Source organism: Vibrio sp. VGrn 2 (assembly GCF_009361695.1).
In the GTDB taxonomy this organism is placed as follows: domain Bacteria; phylum Pseudomonadota; class Gammaproteobacteria; order Enterobacterales; family Vibrionaceae; genus Vibrio; species Vibrio diabolicus.
In genome coordinates, this window is the sequence record NZ_RBWD01000001.1 from 135,038 (window position 1) to 153,811 (window position 18,774).

At 44.8% G+C, this 18,774-nt stretch carries 16 protein-coding genes; 10 read left to right on the top strand and 6 right to left on the bottom strand.

Annotation, left to right across the window (positions count from 1 at the left end; translation table 11 throughout):
- Positions 1-6: 6 nt before the first annotated feature.
- Positions 7-417 carry a pilin gene (locus D8S93_RS00750; protein WP_152811608.1) on the bottom strand — a complete coding sequence of 137 codons (411 nt, stop codon included), beginning with the start codon at positions 415-417 and terminating at the stop codon, positions 7-9.
- 261 nt (positions 418-678) lie between these two features.
- Entirely contained in the window at positions 679-1,566 is an 888-nt protein-coding gene (nadC, locus tag D8S93_RS00755) for a carboxylating nicotinate-nucleotide diphosphorylase (protein WP_152811610.1), read from the bottom strand.
- A gap of 92 nt (positions 1,567-1,658) precedes the next feature.
- On the opposite strand from nadC, the gene ampD reads away from it, so the two are divergent.
- The 5 genes from ampD to lpdA all read left to right on the top strand — a co-directional run bounded on the left by ampD (position 1,659) and on the right by lpdA (position 9,699).
- The gene (ampD, locus tag D8S93_RS00760) at positions 1,659-2,210 is read left to right on the top strand and encodes a 1,6-anhydro-N-acetylmuramyl-L-alanine amidase AmpD (RefSeq protein ID WP_152811612.1); all 552 of its coding nucleotides are present in this window, start codon (positions 1,659-1,661) and stop codon (positions 2,208-2,210) included.
- Positions 2,211-2,615: 405 nt separating this feature from the next.
- Positions 2,616-3,383 (top strand): pyruvate dehydrogenase complex transcriptional repressor PdhR, encoded by a 768-nt coding sequence (pdhR, locus tag D8S93_RS00765; RefSeq protein WP_005396680.1) that lies wholly within the window; start codon positions 2,616-2,618, stop codon positions 3,381-3,383.
- 48 nt (positions 3,384-3,431) lie between these two features.
- Positions 3,432-6,095, top strand: a complete 2,664-nt coding sequence (gene aceE / locus D8S93_RS00770; protein WP_005396679.1) for a pyruvate dehydrogenase (acetyl-transferring), homodimeric type — start codon at positions 3,432-3,434, stop codon at positions 6,093-6,095.
- A 19-nt stretch (positions 6,096-6,114) separates the two neighbouring features.
- Positions 6,115-8,004, top strand: a complete 1,890-nt coding sequence (gene aceF, locus D8S93_RS00775) for a pyruvate dehydrogenase complex dihydrolipoyllysine-residue acetyltransferase (RefSeq protein WP_152811614.1) — start codon at positions 6,115-6,117, stop codon at positions 8,002-8,004.
- A 267-nt stretch (positions 8,005-8,271) separates the two neighbouring features.
- Entirely contained in the window at positions 8,272-9,699 is a 1,428-nt protein-coding gene (gene lpdA / locus D8S93_RS00780) for a dihydrolipoyl dehydrogenase (protein WP_152811616.1), read from the top strand.
- A gap of 145 nt (positions 9,700-9,844) precedes the next feature.
- On the opposite strand, the gene opaR is transcribed toward lpdA, so the two are convergent.
- Positions 9,845-10,459 carry a transcriptional regulator OpaR gene (gene opaR / locus D8S93_RS00785; protein ID WP_031780576.1) on the bottom strand — a complete coding sequence of 205 codons (615 nt, stop codon included), beginning with the start codon at positions 10,457-10,459 and terminating at the stop codon, positions 9,845-9,847.
- A gap of 318 nt (positions 10,460-10,777) precedes the next feature.
- Here opaR and hpt point away from each other — a divergent pair, with 318 nt between their 5' ends.
- The gene (gene hpt, locus D8S93_RS00790) at positions 10,778-11,308 is read left to right on the top strand and encodes a hypoxanthine phosphoribosyltransferase (protein ID WP_005379995.1); all 531 of its coding nucleotides are present in this window, start codon (positions 10,778-10,780) and stop codon (positions 11,306-11,308) included.
- 77 nt (positions 11,309-11,385) lie between these two features.
- Here the strand turns inward: hpt and can are convergent, their stop codons facing one another.
- Positions 11,386-12,054, bottom strand: coding sequence for a carbonate dehydratase (gene can / locus D8S93_RS00795; RefSeq protein ID WP_005379996.1), 669 nt, complete (start codon positions 12,052-12,054; stop codon positions 11,386-11,388).
- A 277-nt stretch (positions 12,055-12,331) separates the two neighbouring features.
- Here can and D8S93_RS00800 point away from each other — a divergent pair, with 277 nt between their 5' ends.
- From D8S93_RS00800 to D8S93_RS00820, 4 genes are all read left to right on the top strand, one after another.
- Complete coding sequence (locus D8S93_RS00800; protein WP_114323662.1) at positions 12,332-14,002, top strand: SulP family inorganic anion transporter; 1,671 nt, start codon at positions 12,332-12,334, stop codon at positions 14,000-14,002.
- 252 nt (positions 14,003-14,254) lie between these two features.
- The gene (locus D8S93_RS00805; protein ID WP_005396713.1) at positions 14,255-15,172 is read left to right on the top strand and encodes an ABC transporter ATP-binding protein; all 918 of its coding nucleotides are present in this window, start codon (positions 14,255-14,257) and stop codon (positions 15,170-15,172) included.
- Positions 15,173-15,943, top strand: a complete 771-nt coding sequence (locus D8S93_RS00810) for an ABC transporter permease (protein ID WP_005396714.1) — start codon at positions 15,173-15,175, stop codon at positions 15,941-15,943.
- Between the two features lie 127 nt (positions 15,944-16,070).
- Complete coding sequence (locus tag D8S93_RS00820; protein WP_048625964.1) at positions 16,071-17,000, top strand: Kdo(2)-lipid IV(A) acyltransferase; 930 nt, start codon at positions 16,071-16,073, stop codon at positions 16,998-17,000.
- 55 nt (positions 17,001-17,055) lie between these two features.
- Here the strand turns inward: D8S93_RS00820 and panC are convergent, their stop codons facing one another.
- Entirely contained in the window at positions 17,056-17,961 is a 906-nt protein-coding gene (panC, locus tag D8S93_RS00825) for a pantoate--beta-alanine ligase (RefSeq protein ID WP_005396717.1), read from the bottom strand.
- A gap of 11 nt (positions 17,962-17,972) precedes the next feature.
- Complete coding sequence (panB, locus tag D8S93_RS00830; RefSeq protein WP_005396718.1) at positions 17,973-18,767, bottom strand: 3-methyl-2-oxobutanoate hydroxymethyltransferase; 795 nt, start codon at positions 18,765-18,767, stop codon at positions 17,973-17,975.
- Positions 18,768-18,774: the final 7 nt, after the last annotated feature.

Consider the following 18,774-nt stretch of genomic DNA (forward strand, 5'->3'; position numbering starts at 1 on the left):
TGACAATTAAGAGCATCCTGAAATAGAAATATCGGAACTCAAGGAGTTTTCACAAGTCCAATTTCCGTCAACATCACGCTTAAGAGTTATAGTTGCACCAGTGCCTGAACCTTCGGTTACCTCTGCAACAATGTCATTCGTAGAAGTACCTGTTGCCAAAGCACCTGAGGTAGCTGTAATTGTTCCAATTCCAAATGCTGCTGAGATTGAAGGGAAAGAGTTTGAGAATGCGATGTGATCTTCGACGATCGTTTTATGTGCACTTGCGCTCGCTAAAGCAGTACCCAATGCTCCTTTTTTGACGTAGTTTTGATATTGAGGCACTGCAATTGCCGCCAAGACACCAATCACAGCCACTACAATCATCAATTCGATCAGAGTAAAACCCTGTTGTTTCTTCTGTTTACTGTTTTTCATTTTTAACCCTTTCCTAAAAATTAATAATGCTCTTGCATTAGCGAAAGATTATGGAGAGTTAAGGTGGGTTGAAAATGGGGAAGAGATGGGCTCTCGAGTGAGATAAAACTCTTTGGTAGAAAGTTGCATATTGCATGCAGAGTTTTGCGAGTAGTACTATTTTTTAATGGATAAAAAGAAAGGGCCTATTGGCCCTTTTTAATGATGAATTACTCACAACTCACTGAGTTAGTTGAAGTAATTTAGATTGTGTTGCTTTTATTATTTGAAGCGCATCGAAAGATCCATCGCTTTTAGATGCTTAGTCAACGCGCCTACCGAAATGTAATCGACACCAGTTTCTGCGTATTCTGCGATGGTCTCTAGCGTAATGTTACCTGAGTTCTCTAAAGCGGCACGACCTGCGTTAATCGCTACGGCTTCACGCATCATTTCTTTTGTGAAGTTATCGAGCATGATGATGTCGGCACCAGCGTCTATAGCTAGTTTCAACTCTTCTAAGCTTTCCGTTTCTACTTCTACTGGCTTGCCTGGGTTAAGCTCTTTCGCTTTTTGGATCGCTTGAGTAATACCGCCACAAGCAATGATGTGGTTTTCTTTAATAAGGTAAGCATCGAACACACCGATGCGATGGTTAAAGCCACCACCGCACGTCACGGCGTATTTTAGTGCGCTACGCAGACCAGGAATGGTTTTGCGTGTGTCTAGTAGACGACACTCAGTATGCGCGATTTTTTCAGCGTACTCTGCGGTAACTGTTGCGCAGCCAGACAGCGTTTGGATGAAGTTCATTGCGTTACGCTCACCTGTCAACAAATCACGAGCAGGGCCTGTCAGCGTGCAAAGGGTTTGGTTGGGTTCGACTTTATCGCCGTCCTTTACGTGCCATTCAATGCTGACCTTACCACCGAGCTGTTTAAAAACTTCATCAGCCCATGCTTGACCACAGAACACACCATATTCGCGAGTAATAATCGTTGCGGTATTAACCGCATCGGCAGGGATCAAAGATGCAGTAATGTCGTTATCTGCGTCGACATTGCCACCTAGATCTTCTTTTAAGGTATCAGCGACAGAGCGAGTGATCTCTAAAGGGAGTTGTTGTTTAAGGTATTCTAGGCGTTCTTGAATGTTGTGTGTGTTCTTCATCGCAAATCTTGTCTTGAAAGGGAGATGGCAACGAATGATACTCTCCGGTGTCAATAATTTCAGCAGTTAATTTGCAAAGTAGAGAGGTTGATATGCGCCCAATTATCGAGAATGGCTGGCTGACACAGGCAAAGCATGTTCCGTCACCATTTTTTGATGCCCGCTCTGATATAAACGACATCTCTTTGCTGGTGGTACATAATATCAGTTTGCCTCCTGGGCAGTTTGGTGGACCGTATATAGAGGACTTCTTCACTGGCAAGCTAGACCCAAATACACATCCATTTTTTGAAGTTATTCACAAAATGGGCGTTTCTGCACATTGCTTGATTAAGAGAAACGGCGAGGTCGTTCAATTTGTTTCTTTTCTCGATAGAGCATGGCATGCCGGTCAATCCAGTTTCGCGGGCAGGGAGCGTTGTAATGATTATTCCATTGGTATCGAACTTGAAGGGACAGAATTTACTGCCTACACAGAAGCTCAATATCAATCACTTGCAGAGATCACTGAGGTGATTATGCAGTCTTATCCTCAAATCACCCCGCCACGAATTACCGGTCATCAATATATTGCGCCCTTGAGAAAAAGCGATCCTGGTCTAAGCTTTGATTGGGTGAAATATAGACTGCTTATACAGCGTTGATTTGTAGCGAAAGTGTAAATTCAAAAAAGCGAAATAAATAAGGCATACGATCAGGTATGCCTTTTTTTGATACCAGAAATATTAATGATTGTTAAAAGTTAACTACATTTTTACGCTCGCACATGCCGTTTTGGTGAATAAATAGACTGATAATTTTGTCATTTTCTGTATTTCTTTTCCAAAACTGCTAGCACGTCGACTTCCCATTTGTATGCTTTATGTAATTGGTCATACCAATTCTATTGCTGTTTTAACAGTCGATTGTTATCAGAGTGTTGGAAGTAAGCTCGTTCTATGATTTAGGTCAATTTTCGGCTGGACAGTGGCGTTTTAATTATGTTAATTTCTGCACCAACTTAAAATTGGTATTACCAATTACCTGCAAGAGTAGAAGAACAATAAATTATGGCTTATCAAAGGATTCGTCAGCCAAAACTCTCTGATGTTATAGAACAAGAGTTAGAAAGGTTGATAGTGGAAGGAACATTGTCTCCGGGGCAACAACTGCCTCCAGAGCGTGAACTGGCAAGACAGTTCGATGTGTCTCGTCCTTCAGTCCGAGAAGCCATTCAACGCTTAGAAGCGAAGCGTTTGTTAACTCGTCGCCAAGGTGGCGGAACATTCGTAAGTGAGAATATCTGGAAGAGCTTTTCAGATCCCTTGTTGAATTTGTTGTCTAGTCATTCTGAAACCCAGCTTGATGTGCTTGAGTCTCGTCATGCAATGGAAGGAATTTCAGCTTACTTTGCAGCTTTACGTGGTACCGAAGAAGATTTTGCGCGTATTCAAGGTTGCCTTGAGCGTATTAGCCAAGAGCAAGCAAACAACGATATCGAAGCTGAATCTGCGGAAGTGATGCAATTTTTGATCGCTTTGACAGAAGCCGCGCACAACGTGGTTTTGTTGCACATTGTTCGAAGCTTAGCGCCTTTGCTTGAGCAAAATATTCTACAAAATTTTAAATTACTACGTCGCCGCCCAGAAGCGGTCGAGAAAGTCAGTAAACACCGAGCCAATATCGTGGATGCGATTGTTTCTGGTCAGCCTGAAAAGGCGCGAGAAATGTCCCACTCGCACTTGGCTTACATCGAAGAAACATTGTTGGATTTGACTCGAGAAGAGTCTCGACGAGAGCGTTCTCTACGTCGAATTCAGCAGGGTAATGACTCGTAAGAGCGTTACTTAAATAAGTAGATCCAACCAACAGAAGGATAGATCGCCATGTCTGATATGAAGCATGACGTAGATGCACTGGAAACTCAAGAATGGCTACAAGCGCTTGAGTCAGTTGTACGTGAAGAAGGTCTAGAGCGTGCTCAATTCCTATTAGAGCAAGTTCTAGACAAAGCACGTCTAGACGGTGTTGATATGCCAACAGGTATCACAACTAACTACATCAACACGATTCCTGCAGACCAAGAACCAGCATACCCAGGTGACACAACACTTGAGCGTCGTATTCGCTCAATTATTCGTTGGAACGCTATCATGATCGTTCTACGTGCATCTAAGAAAGACCTAGAGCTAGGCGGCCACATGGCGTCTTTCCAGTCTTCTGCTGCGTTCTACGAGACATGTTTCAACCACTTCTTCCGTGCGCCAAACGAGAAGGACGGTGGCGACCTAGTTTACTACCAAGGTCACATTTCACCAGGTATCTACTCACGTGCATTCGTTGAAGGTCGTCTAACTGAAGAGCAGCTAGACAACTTCCGTCAAGAAGTAGACGGCAAAGGTATTCCTTCATACCCGCACCCTAAACTGATGCCTGAATTCTGGCAGTTCCCGACAGTATCGATGGGCCTAGGTCCAATCGCTTCTATCTACCAAGCTCGTTTCCTTAAGTACCTAGAAGGCCGTGGTCTTAAAGATACTTCAGAGCAGCGCGTTTACGCGTTCCTAGGTGACGGTGAGATGGATGAGCCAGAATCACGTGGTGCTATCTCTTTCGCTGCGCGTGAGAAACTAGACAACCTATGTTTCCTAATCAACTGTAACCTACAGCGCCTAGATGGCCCTGTAATGGGTAACGGTAAGATCATTCAAGAACTTGAAGGTCTGTTCAAAGGTGCTGGTTGGAACGTAGTGAAGGTAATCTGGGGTAACAACTGGGATTCACTACTAGCTAAAGATACTTCTGGTAAGCTTCTACAGCTTATGAACGAAACGATCGATGGCGACTACCAAACATTCAAATCTAAAGATGGCGCGTACGTACGTGAGCACTTCTTTGGTAAGTACCCTGAGACAGCGGCACTTGTTGCTGACATGACTGATGACGAAATCTTCGCACTTAAGCGTGGTGGTCACGAGTCTTCTAAGCTATACGCGGCATACAAAAACGCGGCAGAAACTAAAGGTCGTCCAACAGTAATCCTAGCTAAGACTGTTAAAGGTTACGGCATGGGTGAAGCGGCTGAAGGTAAGAACATCGCGCACCAAGTTAAGAAGATGGACATGACTCACGTACTACACCTACGTGATCGTCTAGGTCTTCAAGACATCCTAACTGACGAAGCTGTGAAAGAACTTCCGTACCTGAAACTTGAAGAAGGTTCAAAAGAGTACGAATACCTACACGCTCGTCGTAAAGCGCTACACGGCTACACACCACAGCGTCTACCAAAATTCACTCAAGAATTCATCGTTCCTGAGCTAGAAGAATTCAAGCCACTACTAGAAGAACAGAAGCGTGATATCTCTTCTACTATGGCCTTCGTACGTGCGCTAAACGTTCTACTTAAGAACAAGAACATTGGTAAGAACATCGTTCCTATCATTGCTGACGAAGCACGTACATTCGGTATGGAAGGTCTGTTCCGTCAAATCGGTATCTACAACCCGCACGGCCAAACTTACACACCAGAAGACCGTGGCGTTGTTTCTTACTACAAAGAAGCGACTTCAGGTCAGGTTCTACAAGAAGGTATCAACGAGCTAGGTGCTATGTCTTCATGGGTTGCTGCTGCGACTTCATACTCGACAAACGACCTACCAATGATCCCGTTCTACATCTACTACTCAATGTTCGGCTTCCAACGTGTTGGCGACATGGCGTGGATGGCTGGTGACCAACAAGCACGTGGTTTCCTACTAGGTGCAACTGCGGGTCGTACAACGTTGAACGGTGAAGGTCTACAGCACGAAGACGGCCACTCGCACATTTTGGCGGGTACGGTTCCTAACTGTATTTCTTACGACCCAACATTCGCGTACGAAGTAGCAGTAATCATGCAAGACGGTATCCGTCGCATGTACGGTCCAGAACAAGAAAACGTGTTCTACTACCTAACGCTAATGAACGAAAACTACGCAATGCCAGCAATGCCAGAAGGCGCTGAAGAAGGCATCCGTAAAGGTATCTACAAGCTAGAAACTTACACGGGCGACAAAGCGAAAGTTCAGCTAATGAGCTCTGGTACTATCATGAATGAAGTACGTAAAGCAGCTCAAATCCTAAGCGAAGATTACGGTGTTGCTTCTGATGTTTACTCTGTAACGTCATTCAACGAACTAACTCGCGATGGCCAAGATGCAGAGCGTTTCAACATGCTTCACCCAGAAGCGGAAGCGAAAGTACCTTACATCCAAACAGTAATGGGTACTGAGCCTGCTATCGCAGCAACTGACTACATGAAGAACTACGCAGAGCAGGTTCGTGCATACATTCCTGCTGAGTCTTTCAAAGTTCTTGGTACTGATGGCTTCGGTCGTTCAGACAGCCGTGAAAACCTACGTCGTCACTTCGAAGTGAACGCAGGTTACGTAGTAGTAGCAGCGCTAACTGAACTAGCGAAACGTGGCGAAGTTGAGAAATCTGTAGTTGCAGAAGCAATTAAGAAATTCGACATCGACACAGAGAAAACAAACCCGCTATACGCTTAATTAAGAAGGTAGATAAGAAATGGCAATCGAAATTAATGTACCAGACATCGGTGCGGATGAGGTTGAAGTTACTGAGATTCTTGTAAGCGTTGGCGACAAGGTTGAAGAAGAGCAGTCTCTGATCACAGTTGAAGGCGATAAAGCTTCTATGGAAGTTCCTGCTTCTCAAGCGGGTATCGTTAAAGAAATCAAAGTTGCAGAAGGCGACAAAGTTTCTACTGGTTCTCTAATCATGATTTTCGAAGCCGAGGGTGCAGCTGACGCTGCACCTGCTCCTGCGGCAGAAGCAGCTCCAGCAGCAGCTCCAGCTCCAGCAGCAGCGGCAGAACTAAAAGAAGTTCACGTACCAGACATCGGTGGTGATGAAGTAGAAGTTACTGAAATCATGGTTGCCGTTGGCGACAGCATCGAAGAAGAGCAATCTCTTCTAACTGTTGAAGGCGACAAAGCTTCTATGGAAGTTCCAGCGCCATTCGCAGGTACTCTAAAAGAGATCAAGGTTGCAGCAGGCGATAAAGTATCGACTGGCTCACTTATCATGGTGTTCGAAACAGCAGGTTCAGGCGCTCCAGCAGCACCAGCGGCAACTGAAGCTCCTGCGGCAGCAGCTCCAGCAGCGTCTGCGGCAAAAGAAGTGAACGTTCCAGATATCGGCGGCGACGAAGTTGAAGTTACTGAGATCATGGTTGCCGTTGGCGACACAGTGGAAGAAGAGCAATCTCTAATCACTGTTGAAGGTGACAAAGCTTCTATGGAAGTTCCTGCACCATTTGCTGGTACGGTTAAAGAAATCAAGATTGCAGCTGGCGACAAGGTGTCTACTGGCTCACTAATCATGGTATTCGAAGTGGCGGGCGCAGCACCTGCTCCTGCAGCAGCTCCAGCTCCAGCTCCTGCAGCGGCACCTGCGGCTCCGGCTCCTAAAGCAGAAGCTCCAGCTCCAGCAGCGACTGGCGATTTCAAAGAAAACGATGAGTACGCTCACGCGTCTCCAGTTGTTCGTCGTCTAGCACGTGAATTTGGCGTTAACCTTTCTAAGGTTAAAGGTTCTGGTCGTAAGAGCCGTATCCTAAAAGAAGACGTTCAAGCTTACGTGAAAGATGCACTTAAGCGTCTTGAGTCTGGCGCAGGTGCAGCAGCATCTGGTAAAGGCGACGGCGCGGCTCTTGGTCTACTACCATGGCCAAAAGTGGACTTCAGCAAGTTTGGTGAGACAGAAGTTCAACCGCTATCTCGCATTAAGAAGATCTCTGGCGCAAACCTACACCGTAACTGGGTAATGATCCCGCACGTTACACAGTGGGATAACGCAGACATTACGGCTCTTGAAGCATTCCGTAAAGAGCAAAACGCGATTGAAGCGAAGAAAGACACTGGCATGAAGATCACGCCACTTGTGTTCATCATGAAAGCGGTAGCTAAAGCGCTTGAAGCGTTCCCAGCGTTCAACTCTTCTCTATCAGAAGACGGTGAGAGCCTAATTCTGAAGAAATACGTGAATGTTGGTATCGCGGTAGATACACCAAACGGTCTAGTTGTTCCTGTATTTAAAGACGTGAACAAGAAAGGCATCTACGAGCTATCTGAAGAGCTAATGGCTGTTTCTAAGAAAGCACGTGCAGGCAAGCTAACTGCTGCTGACATGCAAGGTGGCTGTTTCACTATCTCTAGCCTAGGCGGTATCGGCGGTACGGCGTTTACTCCAATCGTAAACGCGCCAGAAGTTGGTATCCTAGGTGTGTCTAAGTCAGAAATGAAACCGGTATGGAACGGTAAAGAGTTCGAACCGCGTCTACAACTTCCACTATCTCTATCATACGACCACCGTGTGATCGATGGTGCTGAAGGTGCGCGCTTCATCACTTACCTAAACTCATGTCTATCTGACATTCGTCGTCTAGTTCTGTAATAGAAATTAGATGAATGAGAGGCGGCAACTTAGCCGCCTCTGCTAATCATAATTACCGACAATTTGGTTATCAGCCTTGCTTCGTTCAGGGTTTTCACAATCGAATTGTTGTCTAGCTCACAGGCTAAATTGATTTACTTTTCACACCATTAACATCTCTGTAAACTGTTAGCGGTCTGAAAACAACTGTTTAAAACAAATCTCTCTTAAACATAAAAAATCGATACCCACTCAGCCTGTTAGGGATAATGACTACAAGAGGTCAAAATGAGCAAAGAAATTAAAGCCCAAGTTGTTGTACTTGGTTCTGGTCCTGCTGGTTACTCCGCTGCATTCCGTTGTGCGGACTTAGGTCTTGAAACTGTACTAGTTGAACGTTACAGCACGCTTGGCGGTGTATGTCTGAACGTGGGTTGTATCCCATCTAAAGCACTGCTTCACGTTTCTAAAGTAATTGAAGAAGCTAAAGCGATGGCTGAACACGGCGTTGTGTTCGGTGAGCCTCAAACAGACATCAGCAAAATCCGCATCTGGAAAGAAAAAGTTGTTAACCAACTAACTGGCGGCCTAAGCGGTATGGCTAAGATGCGTAACGTAACAGTAGTTAACGGTTACGGTAAGTTCACTGGCCCTAACTCTATCCTTGTAGAAGGCGAAGGTGAGCCAACAGTTGTTAACTTTGACAACGCAATCGTTGCGGCTGGTTCTCGTCCAATCAAACTGCCATTTATCCCGCATGAAGACCCACGTATTTGGGACTCTACTGACGCTCTTGAACTAAAAGAAGTGCCAGAAAAACTGCTTATCATGGGTGGTGGTATCATCGGTCTAGAAATGGGTACGGTTTACCACTCTCTAGGTTCTAAAGTTGAAGTTGTTGAAATGTTTGACCAGGTAATTCCTGCAGCAGACAAAGATATCGTGAAAGTATTTACTAAGCGTATCAAAGACAAGTTCAAGCTAATGCTAGAAACGAAAGTAACAGCAGTTGAAGCAAAAGAAGACGGTATCTACGTTTCAATGGAAGGCAAGAAAGCGCCAGCTGAAGCTGAGCGTTACGATGCGGTTCTAGTTGCTATCGGTCGTGTACCAAATGGTAAGCTAATCGACGGTGAAAAAGCGGGTCTAGAAATTGACGAGCGTGGCTTCATCAACGTTGATAAGCAAATGCGTACTAACGTTCCTCACATCTTCGCGATCGGTGATATCGTTGGTCAACCAATGCTTGCTCACAAAGGTGTGCATGAAGGTCACGTAGCAGCTGAAGTTATCTCTGGTAAGAAGCACTACTTCGACCCTAAAGTTATCCCTTCAATCGCGTACACTGAGCCAGAAGTAGCTTGGGTTGGTAAGACTGAAAAAGAAGCGAAAGAAGAAGGCATCAAGTACGAAGTGGCGACATTCCCATGGGCAGCATCAGGTCGTGCAATCGCATCTGACTGTGCAGACGGTATGACTAAGCTAATCTTCGACAAAGAAACTCACCGCGTAATCGGTGGTGCTATCGTTGGTACTAACGGTGGTGAACTACTAGGCGAAATCGGTCTTGCGATCGAGATGGGCTGTGATGCAGAAGATATCGCTCTGACTATCCACGCTCACCCAACTCTACACGAGTCTGTAGGTCTAGCTGCTGAAGTATTTGAAGGTTCTATCACTGACCTGCCAAACAAAAAAGCAGTTAAGAAGAAGTAAGTTTCTTCTGACTGAATGATAGAAGCCGCTGCATTGCAGCGGTTTTTTTATGTTTGTTAGTTAGGAATATAAACGTGTGCTCGGCTGACAGCAGACAATAAAAAGCCCACCAAACGGTGGGCTGACATATATTGCGAGTTAAGCTTTAGTGTTCACGGTTGTAAATGCAGAGCATGTCTAAGTATGAACTAACAAGGTGCTTAAGTTCCGCTTCACTTTTTGCTCGGTTCGCTTGGACAAACAGTGAGTAACAAATACCGTGGAACAAGTTTGCCAAGTGTTCTGAATCGTGCTGGTCACATACTTCGCCACGTTCAATTGCTTTAATGAACATGTTTTGTACCAGCAACTGGTTAGTACGGTTAGTTGAAACAAACAATGGCCATACTTCATCACGTGTTGAAGCGCTCCACTCGAACCAAACTTTTAGCCAGTGACAATCTTGGCTGACAAGCTCGATCATCGCATTAGTAATATTGGCGATGTTTTCACGCGCGTGTAAGTCTAAGTCAATGTTATCCGATAGGAAGTTCGAGAACTGACGTACGACGTGGTTGAGTACTTCATCCACCAAGTCTTCACGAGTCGGGAAGTAGTTAAAAACGGTCGCCACAGAAACTTGAGCAATTTCTGCGATATCTGCATGACCACCACGACCGATGCCGCGGCGCGCAAACACTTCCAATGCGATTTCCATTAACTGTTGCTTACGCTTAATCGGGGAAAGCCTAGTTCTAGGTCTCTTTGCAATTGAGTCCATATCCATTTTCCTTGCCATTTGAGTTGATATTGGGGGTAACCCCCTAATTGATTATTTTAATAGTTGCTTAAAGCAGTGATGAGTGTAATGGTGCATATCAACAAGGTCAACATCTGTAGAACAATTTATATACAGTAATGTCATTATTATTGATAAAATTAGCTATGAACTTTATAAAACTAAGACCTTCTTCCAAGATTTTTTGGCAACAGGATGTGACTTTCAACCCAATGAACGTGGTGATACACTACACGCCGTAAGATTAGGTGATCGTTTGCGTGCGACTTACCTCAACCCACAAATTAGATTGAGCACAGTATGAAACATACAATAGAAGTCATGATTTCTGAGCAAGAAGTTCAGGAACGAGTTCGTGAATTAGGCAAACAAATTACAGAGCGTTATCAAGGTAGTGAAGATCTTGTGTTGGTAGGCTTATTGCGTGGCTCATTTGTATTTATGGCAGACTTGGCACGTGCTATCGAACTGACTCACCAAGTTGATTTTATGACTGCGTCAAGCTACGGCAACACAATGGAAAGTTCACGTGACGTTCGTATCTTGAAAGATTTGGATGATGACATCAAAGGCAAAGACATTTTGCTTGTTGAAGACATCATTGATACAGGTAACACACTAAATAAAATCCGTGAGATCTTATCGCTGCGTGAGCCGAAGTCTATCGCGATTTGTACGCTCCTAGATAAACCATCTCGTCGTGAAGTGAATGTTCCTGTGGATTGGATTGGTTTCGAAATCCCAGATGAGTTTGTCGTTGGTGTGGGTATTGATTACGCGCAGAAATACCGCCACTTACCATACATCGGTAAAGTTGTACCTCAAGAATAATCATTGAGAGCAGCATTAAAAATACAAAAAAACGCCCATCTCAGATGGGCGTTTTTTGTTCAACTTTTAGATGTAGCTTAGCGACAAAGCAGCTTATTGTCTGTATTTAGAATCGTCGAAAGGGCTTTCTGATAAGACGCTTCTACGGTTTCCTTAGAGTTAGAACGAATGCCTAAGTACTCTAAACGACCATCTTCAATTCCGTATACCACGCCATGAATTTCAACATCTTGCCCACGCTCCCAAGCGTTTTGCAGGATGGTTGAGTTACCCAAGTTGTACACTTGCTCTGCGACATTAAGCTCGCCTAGTTTATCTGCTCGATCTTGCTGCGGCATTTGATCTAGGTAAGTGCGGTGTTTGAAATAGATATCTCTGATATGTAACAGCCAATTATTAATAAGACCTAGCTTAGGGTTATCAATGGCAGCGTTTACGCCACCACAGCCATAGTGTCCACAGACAATGATGTGCTTAACCTTAAGAACGTCTACGGCGTATTGAACGACGGACAGACAGTTGAGATCAGTATGGATGACTTGGTTTGCAACATTCCGATGAACGAATAGTTCACCCGAGTATAGTCCGGTTAGTCGCTCGGCAGGGACACGGCTATCAGAACAGCCAATCCAAAGAAAATCGGGCTTTTGACCCTCTGCGAGTTTTGCGAAGTATTCAGGTCGATCAGATTTGATCTCTTGAGACCATTTTGAATTGTTTTCAAATAACTGTTTAATTTCCGGCATCTTGCAAACTACTTCCCTTAAAAGACAAAAGCGCTGCCGCTTATATGAACATGCAAGCGATCAGTGTTGTAACTATACACAATGTTACAATTTCGATCCCGTTAAATATTCGTCAGACAGGACTCATCTGACTAGTTTTCATCAATAAAAACGTAAAATTAGGCCTAATTATTTGTGGTGTGAATTTAGCCTTAATCTATTTATGGTTTAAATTTTCGCCTGGCTCGTTAAAGTAATGACATTTTACTTTTTAAAATTGAATGCAGGGAAATCAGCAGTGTTCGGTAGTCGTTTTGAAGATATTAATTTCAAAGGGGATGTATTTGGCGGGGTAACCACAGCGATTATCTCTCTTCCTTTGGCGTTAGCGTTCGGTGTTGCATCCGGTGCAGGGGCAGAAGCAGGCCTCTGGGGCGCAATAATGGTCGGTTTGTTTGCTTCGTTGTTTGGTGGTTCTAATACGTTAATATCAGAACCAACAGGGCCAATGACGGTAATCATGACCGCTGTGTTAACCAGTATGATGGCGAAGTATCCAGAAACGGGCATGGCCATGACCTTCACGGTTGTTATGATGGCTGGCGCGTTCCAAATCCTATTAGGGACGTTAAAACTGGGTAAATACGTTACCTTGATGCCTTATAGCGTGATTTCGGGCTTTATGTCAGGGATTGGCGTGATTCTTATCATTTTGCAGCTATCACCTTTGATGGGGCATGCTGCTCCTTCTGGAGGAGTGCTCGGAACATTATCTGCTTTGCCGGAGACCATTTCTAACCTTAAGTTCAGTGAACTGTTTTTAGGTCTACTGACTTTGGGTATTCTCTTTTTCTTCCCTAAGCAATATCGAAAATATGTACCAGCGCAACTCGTGGCGTTGGTTGCGGTGACTTTATTGTCTGTGATGTTCTTCGATACGGAAGACATTCGTCGTATCGGTGAAATCCCGGCAGGATTGCCTTCTCTCGTTGCACCTCATATTGATCCAGATATGTTTGTTGAGATGGTTATTGATGCGTTGGTGCTCGGCACCTTAGGTTGTATCGACACTTTGTTAACGGCGGTTATCGGTGACTCCTTGACTCGTAAAGAGCACGACTCAGACAAAGAACTGCGAGGCCAAGGTCTTGCCAACATGATCTCAGGCTTGTTCGGTGCTCTACCTGGCGCGGGCGCAACGATGGGCACGGTGACTAACATTCAAGTTGGGGCTCGTTCGCCATTGTCCGGTGTGATTCGTGCACTTATGCTTGCATTGGTCGTATTGGTTGCGGGGGGATTAACGGAGCCGATCCCAATGGCTGTGTTGGCTGGCATTGCAGTATATGTCGGCTTTAACATTTTGGATTGGAGTTTTATTCAACGAGCACACAAGGTTAGCTTTTCCGGAATGGCGGTAATGTATGGCGTTATGTTGCTCACAGTGTTCGTTGATCTTATCGTTGCCGTGGGCTTGGGCGTCTTTATTTCCAACATTATTATCATTGAGCGTCTGAGCCGAGAACAGGCGAGACAAGTGAAAGCGATCAGCGACGCGGATGAAGACGATGTGCCGCTAACTGACAGCGAGCGTGGCTTGCTTGATCGCGCCAATGGCAAAGTACTGTTCTTTTATCTTTCGGGCCCAATGATCTTCAGTGTTTCTAAGGCAATTTCACGCCAGCACTCCAGTATTTCGGATTATGATGTGATGATTCTCGATCTTACCGATGTACCTATGATTGATGTTACTGTCGGTTTAGCGTTAGAAAACGCGATTAAAGATGCGCTCGATGCTAATTGTGCCGTGTATTTGTTGTGTCCAAATGAGCGCACGCGAGAACAGCTAGAAAAGTTCCACGTTATTGATCTTGTCCCGAATGACAATATGTACCAATTCCGTTATGAAGCATTGAATGCGGCGGTAGCACATGTCGAGGCGGACCAGTATCAGCGTATAACGGCGTAATCACTCTGATCGTTAAAAACGCAACAGCGCTCTGTTGCGTTTTTTATTCCCTAACTTTTCCTTACTTGCAGATAACCTTTACGTTGATAGGGACTATATTTCCAATATTATCGAAAGGTTTAATTGTAATCATCGTTATTCAACGATAAACTGATGGACCTCCAGTACAATACCCAAGGCGATTTCGTAGTAAACCGCTGATAAACATTGAGTCGGTATTAGTAATCACAAACAAACGGCAATCACGACCTTATGTACGCATTAGAAATTGAACAGCTGCGCAAGACGTATGCAGGTGGCTTTGAGGCGTTAAAAGGTATTAGTCTCCAAGTGAAAAAGGGTGACTTCTACGCGCTTCTGGGTCCCAATGGTGCAGGAAAATCGACCACGATCGGCATCATCTCTTCCTTAGTGAACAAAACTTCTGGGACGACGAAAGTTTTCGGTTATGACATTGATACCGACCTTGAGTTGGCCAAACAGAATTTAGGCTTGGTGCCACAAGAGTTCAACTTCAATCAGTTTGAAACTGTTGAACAAATCGTGATGCAGCAAGCGGGCTATTACGGTGTGTCTAAAGTATTAGCCAAAGAACGAGCTGAAAAGTACCTGAAAAAACTCGATTTATGGGAAAAACGTAAAGAGCGTGCCCGTAATTTATCTGGCGGAATGAAGCGCCGTTTGATGATCGCCCGAGCTTTGATGCACGAGCCGCAGTTGCTCATTTTGGATGAACCAACGGCTGGGGTGGACATTGAACTACGCCGCTCAATGTGGGAATTTCTGAAAGAGATCAACCAAGAGCAAGGGATTACGATTATTTTGACGACGCACTACCTAGAAGAAGCGGAGATGCTGTGTCGAAATATCGGCATTATCAACCGGGGTGAGTTGATTGAAAACACCACCATGAAGGCGTTGCTAGGTAAGTTAAGCGTCGAGACATTTATCCTAGACATTGAATCTGAAGGCGAGGTGCCTGAGCTTGAAGGCGTCAATCGACAAAGTATTGTTGATGGCTCTTTAGAGATAGAGCTAGATAAAAGCCAAGGATTGAATTCAGTGTTCAGTCAGTTAACAGAGCACGGTATTAAAGTTCTTTCAATGCGTAACAAAGCCAACCGACTGGAAGAGTTGTTTGTCAGCATTGTAAGAGAAGGGAGTAAGTAAATGTACGGTTTATATTGGACGGCATTTCGTAGCTTGCTGAGCAAAGAGATCACCCGTTTTACGCGTATTTGGGTGCAAACTTTAGTTCCGCCTGCAATCACAATGACACTGTATTTCATCATTTTCGGTAATCTTATTGGCTCTCGAATCGGTGAGATGAGCGGCTTTAGCTACATGGAGTACATAGTTCCAGGTTTGATCATGATGTCGGTGATCACCAATTCATACTCGAATGTGGCGTCTTCGTTCTTTAGTGCAAAACTACAGAAGAATATTGAAGAGCTGCTGGTGGCACCAGTGCCAAATTACGTGATCATTGCTGGATACGTAATGGGCGGTGTGACTCGAGGTTTGTTAGTAGGCGCTATTGTTACCTGTGTGTCTCTATTGTTTGTGGATCTGCAAGTTGAACACTGGGGCATTATTGTTGCGACCGTCTTCATGACATCCGTTGTATTTGCTCTAGGCGGGTTGATCAATGCGGTCTATGCAAAAACGTTTGATGATATTTCGATCATTCCTACATTTGTGTTGACCCCGTTAACCTACTTGGGTGGTGTTTTTTATTCCATCAGCTTACTGCCTGAATTTTGGCAAGGTGTCTCTAAGATTAACCCCATCGTCTACATGGTGAATGCGTTCCGTTATGGTTTTTTAGGCGTATCGGATGTGGGTATTGTCACCTCATTCAGTGTGCTTGCGGTGTTTGTGATAGCGCTGTATGCCGTTGCTCATTACTTAGTAACGAAAGGTATTGGGCTAAGAAGCTAAGCCTCTCCCACACAACAAAGAGCAGCGAATCATGCTGCTCTTTGGCATGCATAACAATACATACCCATACAATCTTTCAGTTTTTATCATGATAGGTTTCAATCATTTGTAATAAATGAGTGTTCCTATGAATATTGTCCCGCCGCCGCCTTTCTCCTATCAGTTACTTAAGCCCAAATATTGGTCTGTATGGCTAGCATTTGGCTCTCTAGCGGTTATTGTAAATCTACTCCCTTACGTGGTGTTGCAAATCTTAGGTAGAGGCATCGGTTGTGTTGCGATGCATGTAATGAAGCGCCGACACAAGATCGCTCTGCGTAATCTCCAGCTGTGTTTCCCTGATTTTACGGATTGGCAATGTAAGGACGTAGTACGAAAAAACTTTCAATATACGGGAATGGCGATCATCGAAACGGGCATAGCGTGGTTTTGGCCAGATTGGCGGATTCGTCGGATAACCTCTACTGTTGGAAAAGATCGTTTACTCGCTGAGGAAAAGAATGGCCGTGGTGTGTTGGTGGTGTGCAGTCACCATTTAAACTTGGAGATAACCGCTCGTATTTTTAGCCAGTTTGCCAAAGGTTACGGTGTGTATCGCCCAAACACGAACCCTGCTTATGAGTTTATTCAGCATCGAGGCCGAACTCGTTTTGGGCATCAAATGATTGATCGAAAAGACGTTAAATCAATGCTCAAAGTTCTGAAAAATGGTCATCGACTGTGGTATTTGCCCGACCATGATTATGGCGTCAGCCATTCTGTTTTTGCGCCGTTCTTTGCTGTTGAACAAGCCGCGAGTACCGTGGGCTCTAGTGTGCTTATAGACGCAACAAAGTGTGCGGTCATATCTGGCGTCACAGTGAGCAAGAATCACCATTACACGTTATATATTGGAAAAGATATCAGTGAGCGTTTCGAGAGGCGTAATGCGATTAAAGCGGCAAGTATCTTGAACCAAGAGCTTGAGAAAATGATAAAACGTGATATTCCAGCGTGGATGTGGCTGCACAAGCGGTTTAAAACACGCCCTGAAGGGTTAGATTGCGTCTATACGTAGAAAATAAAAAAGGTCGACTAAGAGTCGACCTTTTTACGTCTTGATGGCTCAGAGCTTACTCTGCGCTCTCTGAGTTTGTATTACTAGACTCTGCTTCTTCCTTCGCTTCGACAACCATATCTACCGTTTGGTTATCGATAAGACGAGCTTTGCCTAAGAACGCAGACATCAGAATGACGGCTTGTGTCGTTTCTGGTGTGATCACTTGTAATGTACGAGCATCACGAATGAAGATCTCATCAGGGTGCAAACCTGCAGCTCGCAGTTGGTCGCTCGCATCTTCGATGATCGATGCGTAGTCATCACGGCCGCCACGAATGGCACTGCTGATCCAACGCATTGTACGAGCAAGTACTGGCGCACGCTGGCGTTCGTCAAGTGTAAGCAGACCATTACGTGAGCTCATTGCTAAACCGTCCATTTCACGTACGGTTGGTACACCGATGATTTCAATGTCCATCGCAAGATCGACAACCATCTTGCGGATAACAGCAAGTTGTTGAAAATCTTTCTCACCAAAACAGGCCACATCTGGCTGAACGATGTTAAATAGCTTGTTTACGATGGTTGTGACGCCACGGAAATGACCAGGGCGTGAAGCCCCTTCTAAAATAGTCGATAGACCCGGAACATCAACAAACGTTTGTTTATCAAGCCCTTCAGGATAGATAACTTCTGGTGTCGGCGTAAATACCACATCGACCCCTTCAGAGGTTAACTTGCTTAAGTCTTCCTCTAGCGTACGCGGGTAATTATTTAAATCGTCTGCACGATCAAACTGCATCGGATTAACAAAGATGCTTACGACAACGATATCAGCGTATTCGCGTGCTTTACGCACTAAAGTTAAGTGACCTTCGTGAAGGTTGCCCATGGTTGGGACAAACGCAATTTTACGACCTTCACGTTTAAAGGTTTTAAGGTGTTCACGAACTGCTGAGATTTCCGCAAAAGTTTGCATGCATTTATCCTCTAGGCAATGGTATGAGCGTCGTCTGGGAATACACCGTTGGCTACATCTTCAATGTATTTAGCAACGGCTTTGCGCATATCACCTGTTTCAGCAAGAAAGTTTTTGGAGAATTTCGGCATGTAGTTGGCAGAGATACCGAACATATCATGCATCACGAGAATTTGACCATCTGTCACGTTACCAGCTCCAATACCGATAACAGGCACGTCGAGCACTTGCGTAATACGCTCAGCAAGCTCAGCAGGCACGCACTCTAGTAAGACGATTTGAGCGCCTGCTTCTTGCAGTGCTAACGCATCTTTCACCATGCGGTCCGCTTTTTCTTGATCGCGACCTTGGACTTTGTAACCACCAAAAATATTCACGGCTTGAGGAGTTAAACCAAGGTGAGCACAAACTGGAACCGAGCGTTCAGTGAGCATTTTTACAGTGTCTACTAGCCAGTCACCACCTTCAATTTTCACCATATTGGCACCCGCACGCATCAGTGTAGCCGCATTTTCGCAAGCTTGCTCTGGCGTGGTGTAGCTCATGAATGGCATGTCAGCCATCAACAAACAATTTGGGCTACCTGCGCGTACGCAACGAGTATGGTAAGCGATATCATCGACCGTTACTGGCAGAGTATCGTTGTGACCTTGCAAAACCATACCTAGAGAATCACCAACAAGAAGTACTGGCATTTCTTGGCTTTCAAACAGTTGGGCAAAGCTCGCATCATAAGCGGTTGAAGTAGCAAATTTACGACCTTCTTGCTTCCACTTGATTAGGTCGTTGATGGTCATTTTTTTCATGGTTTTA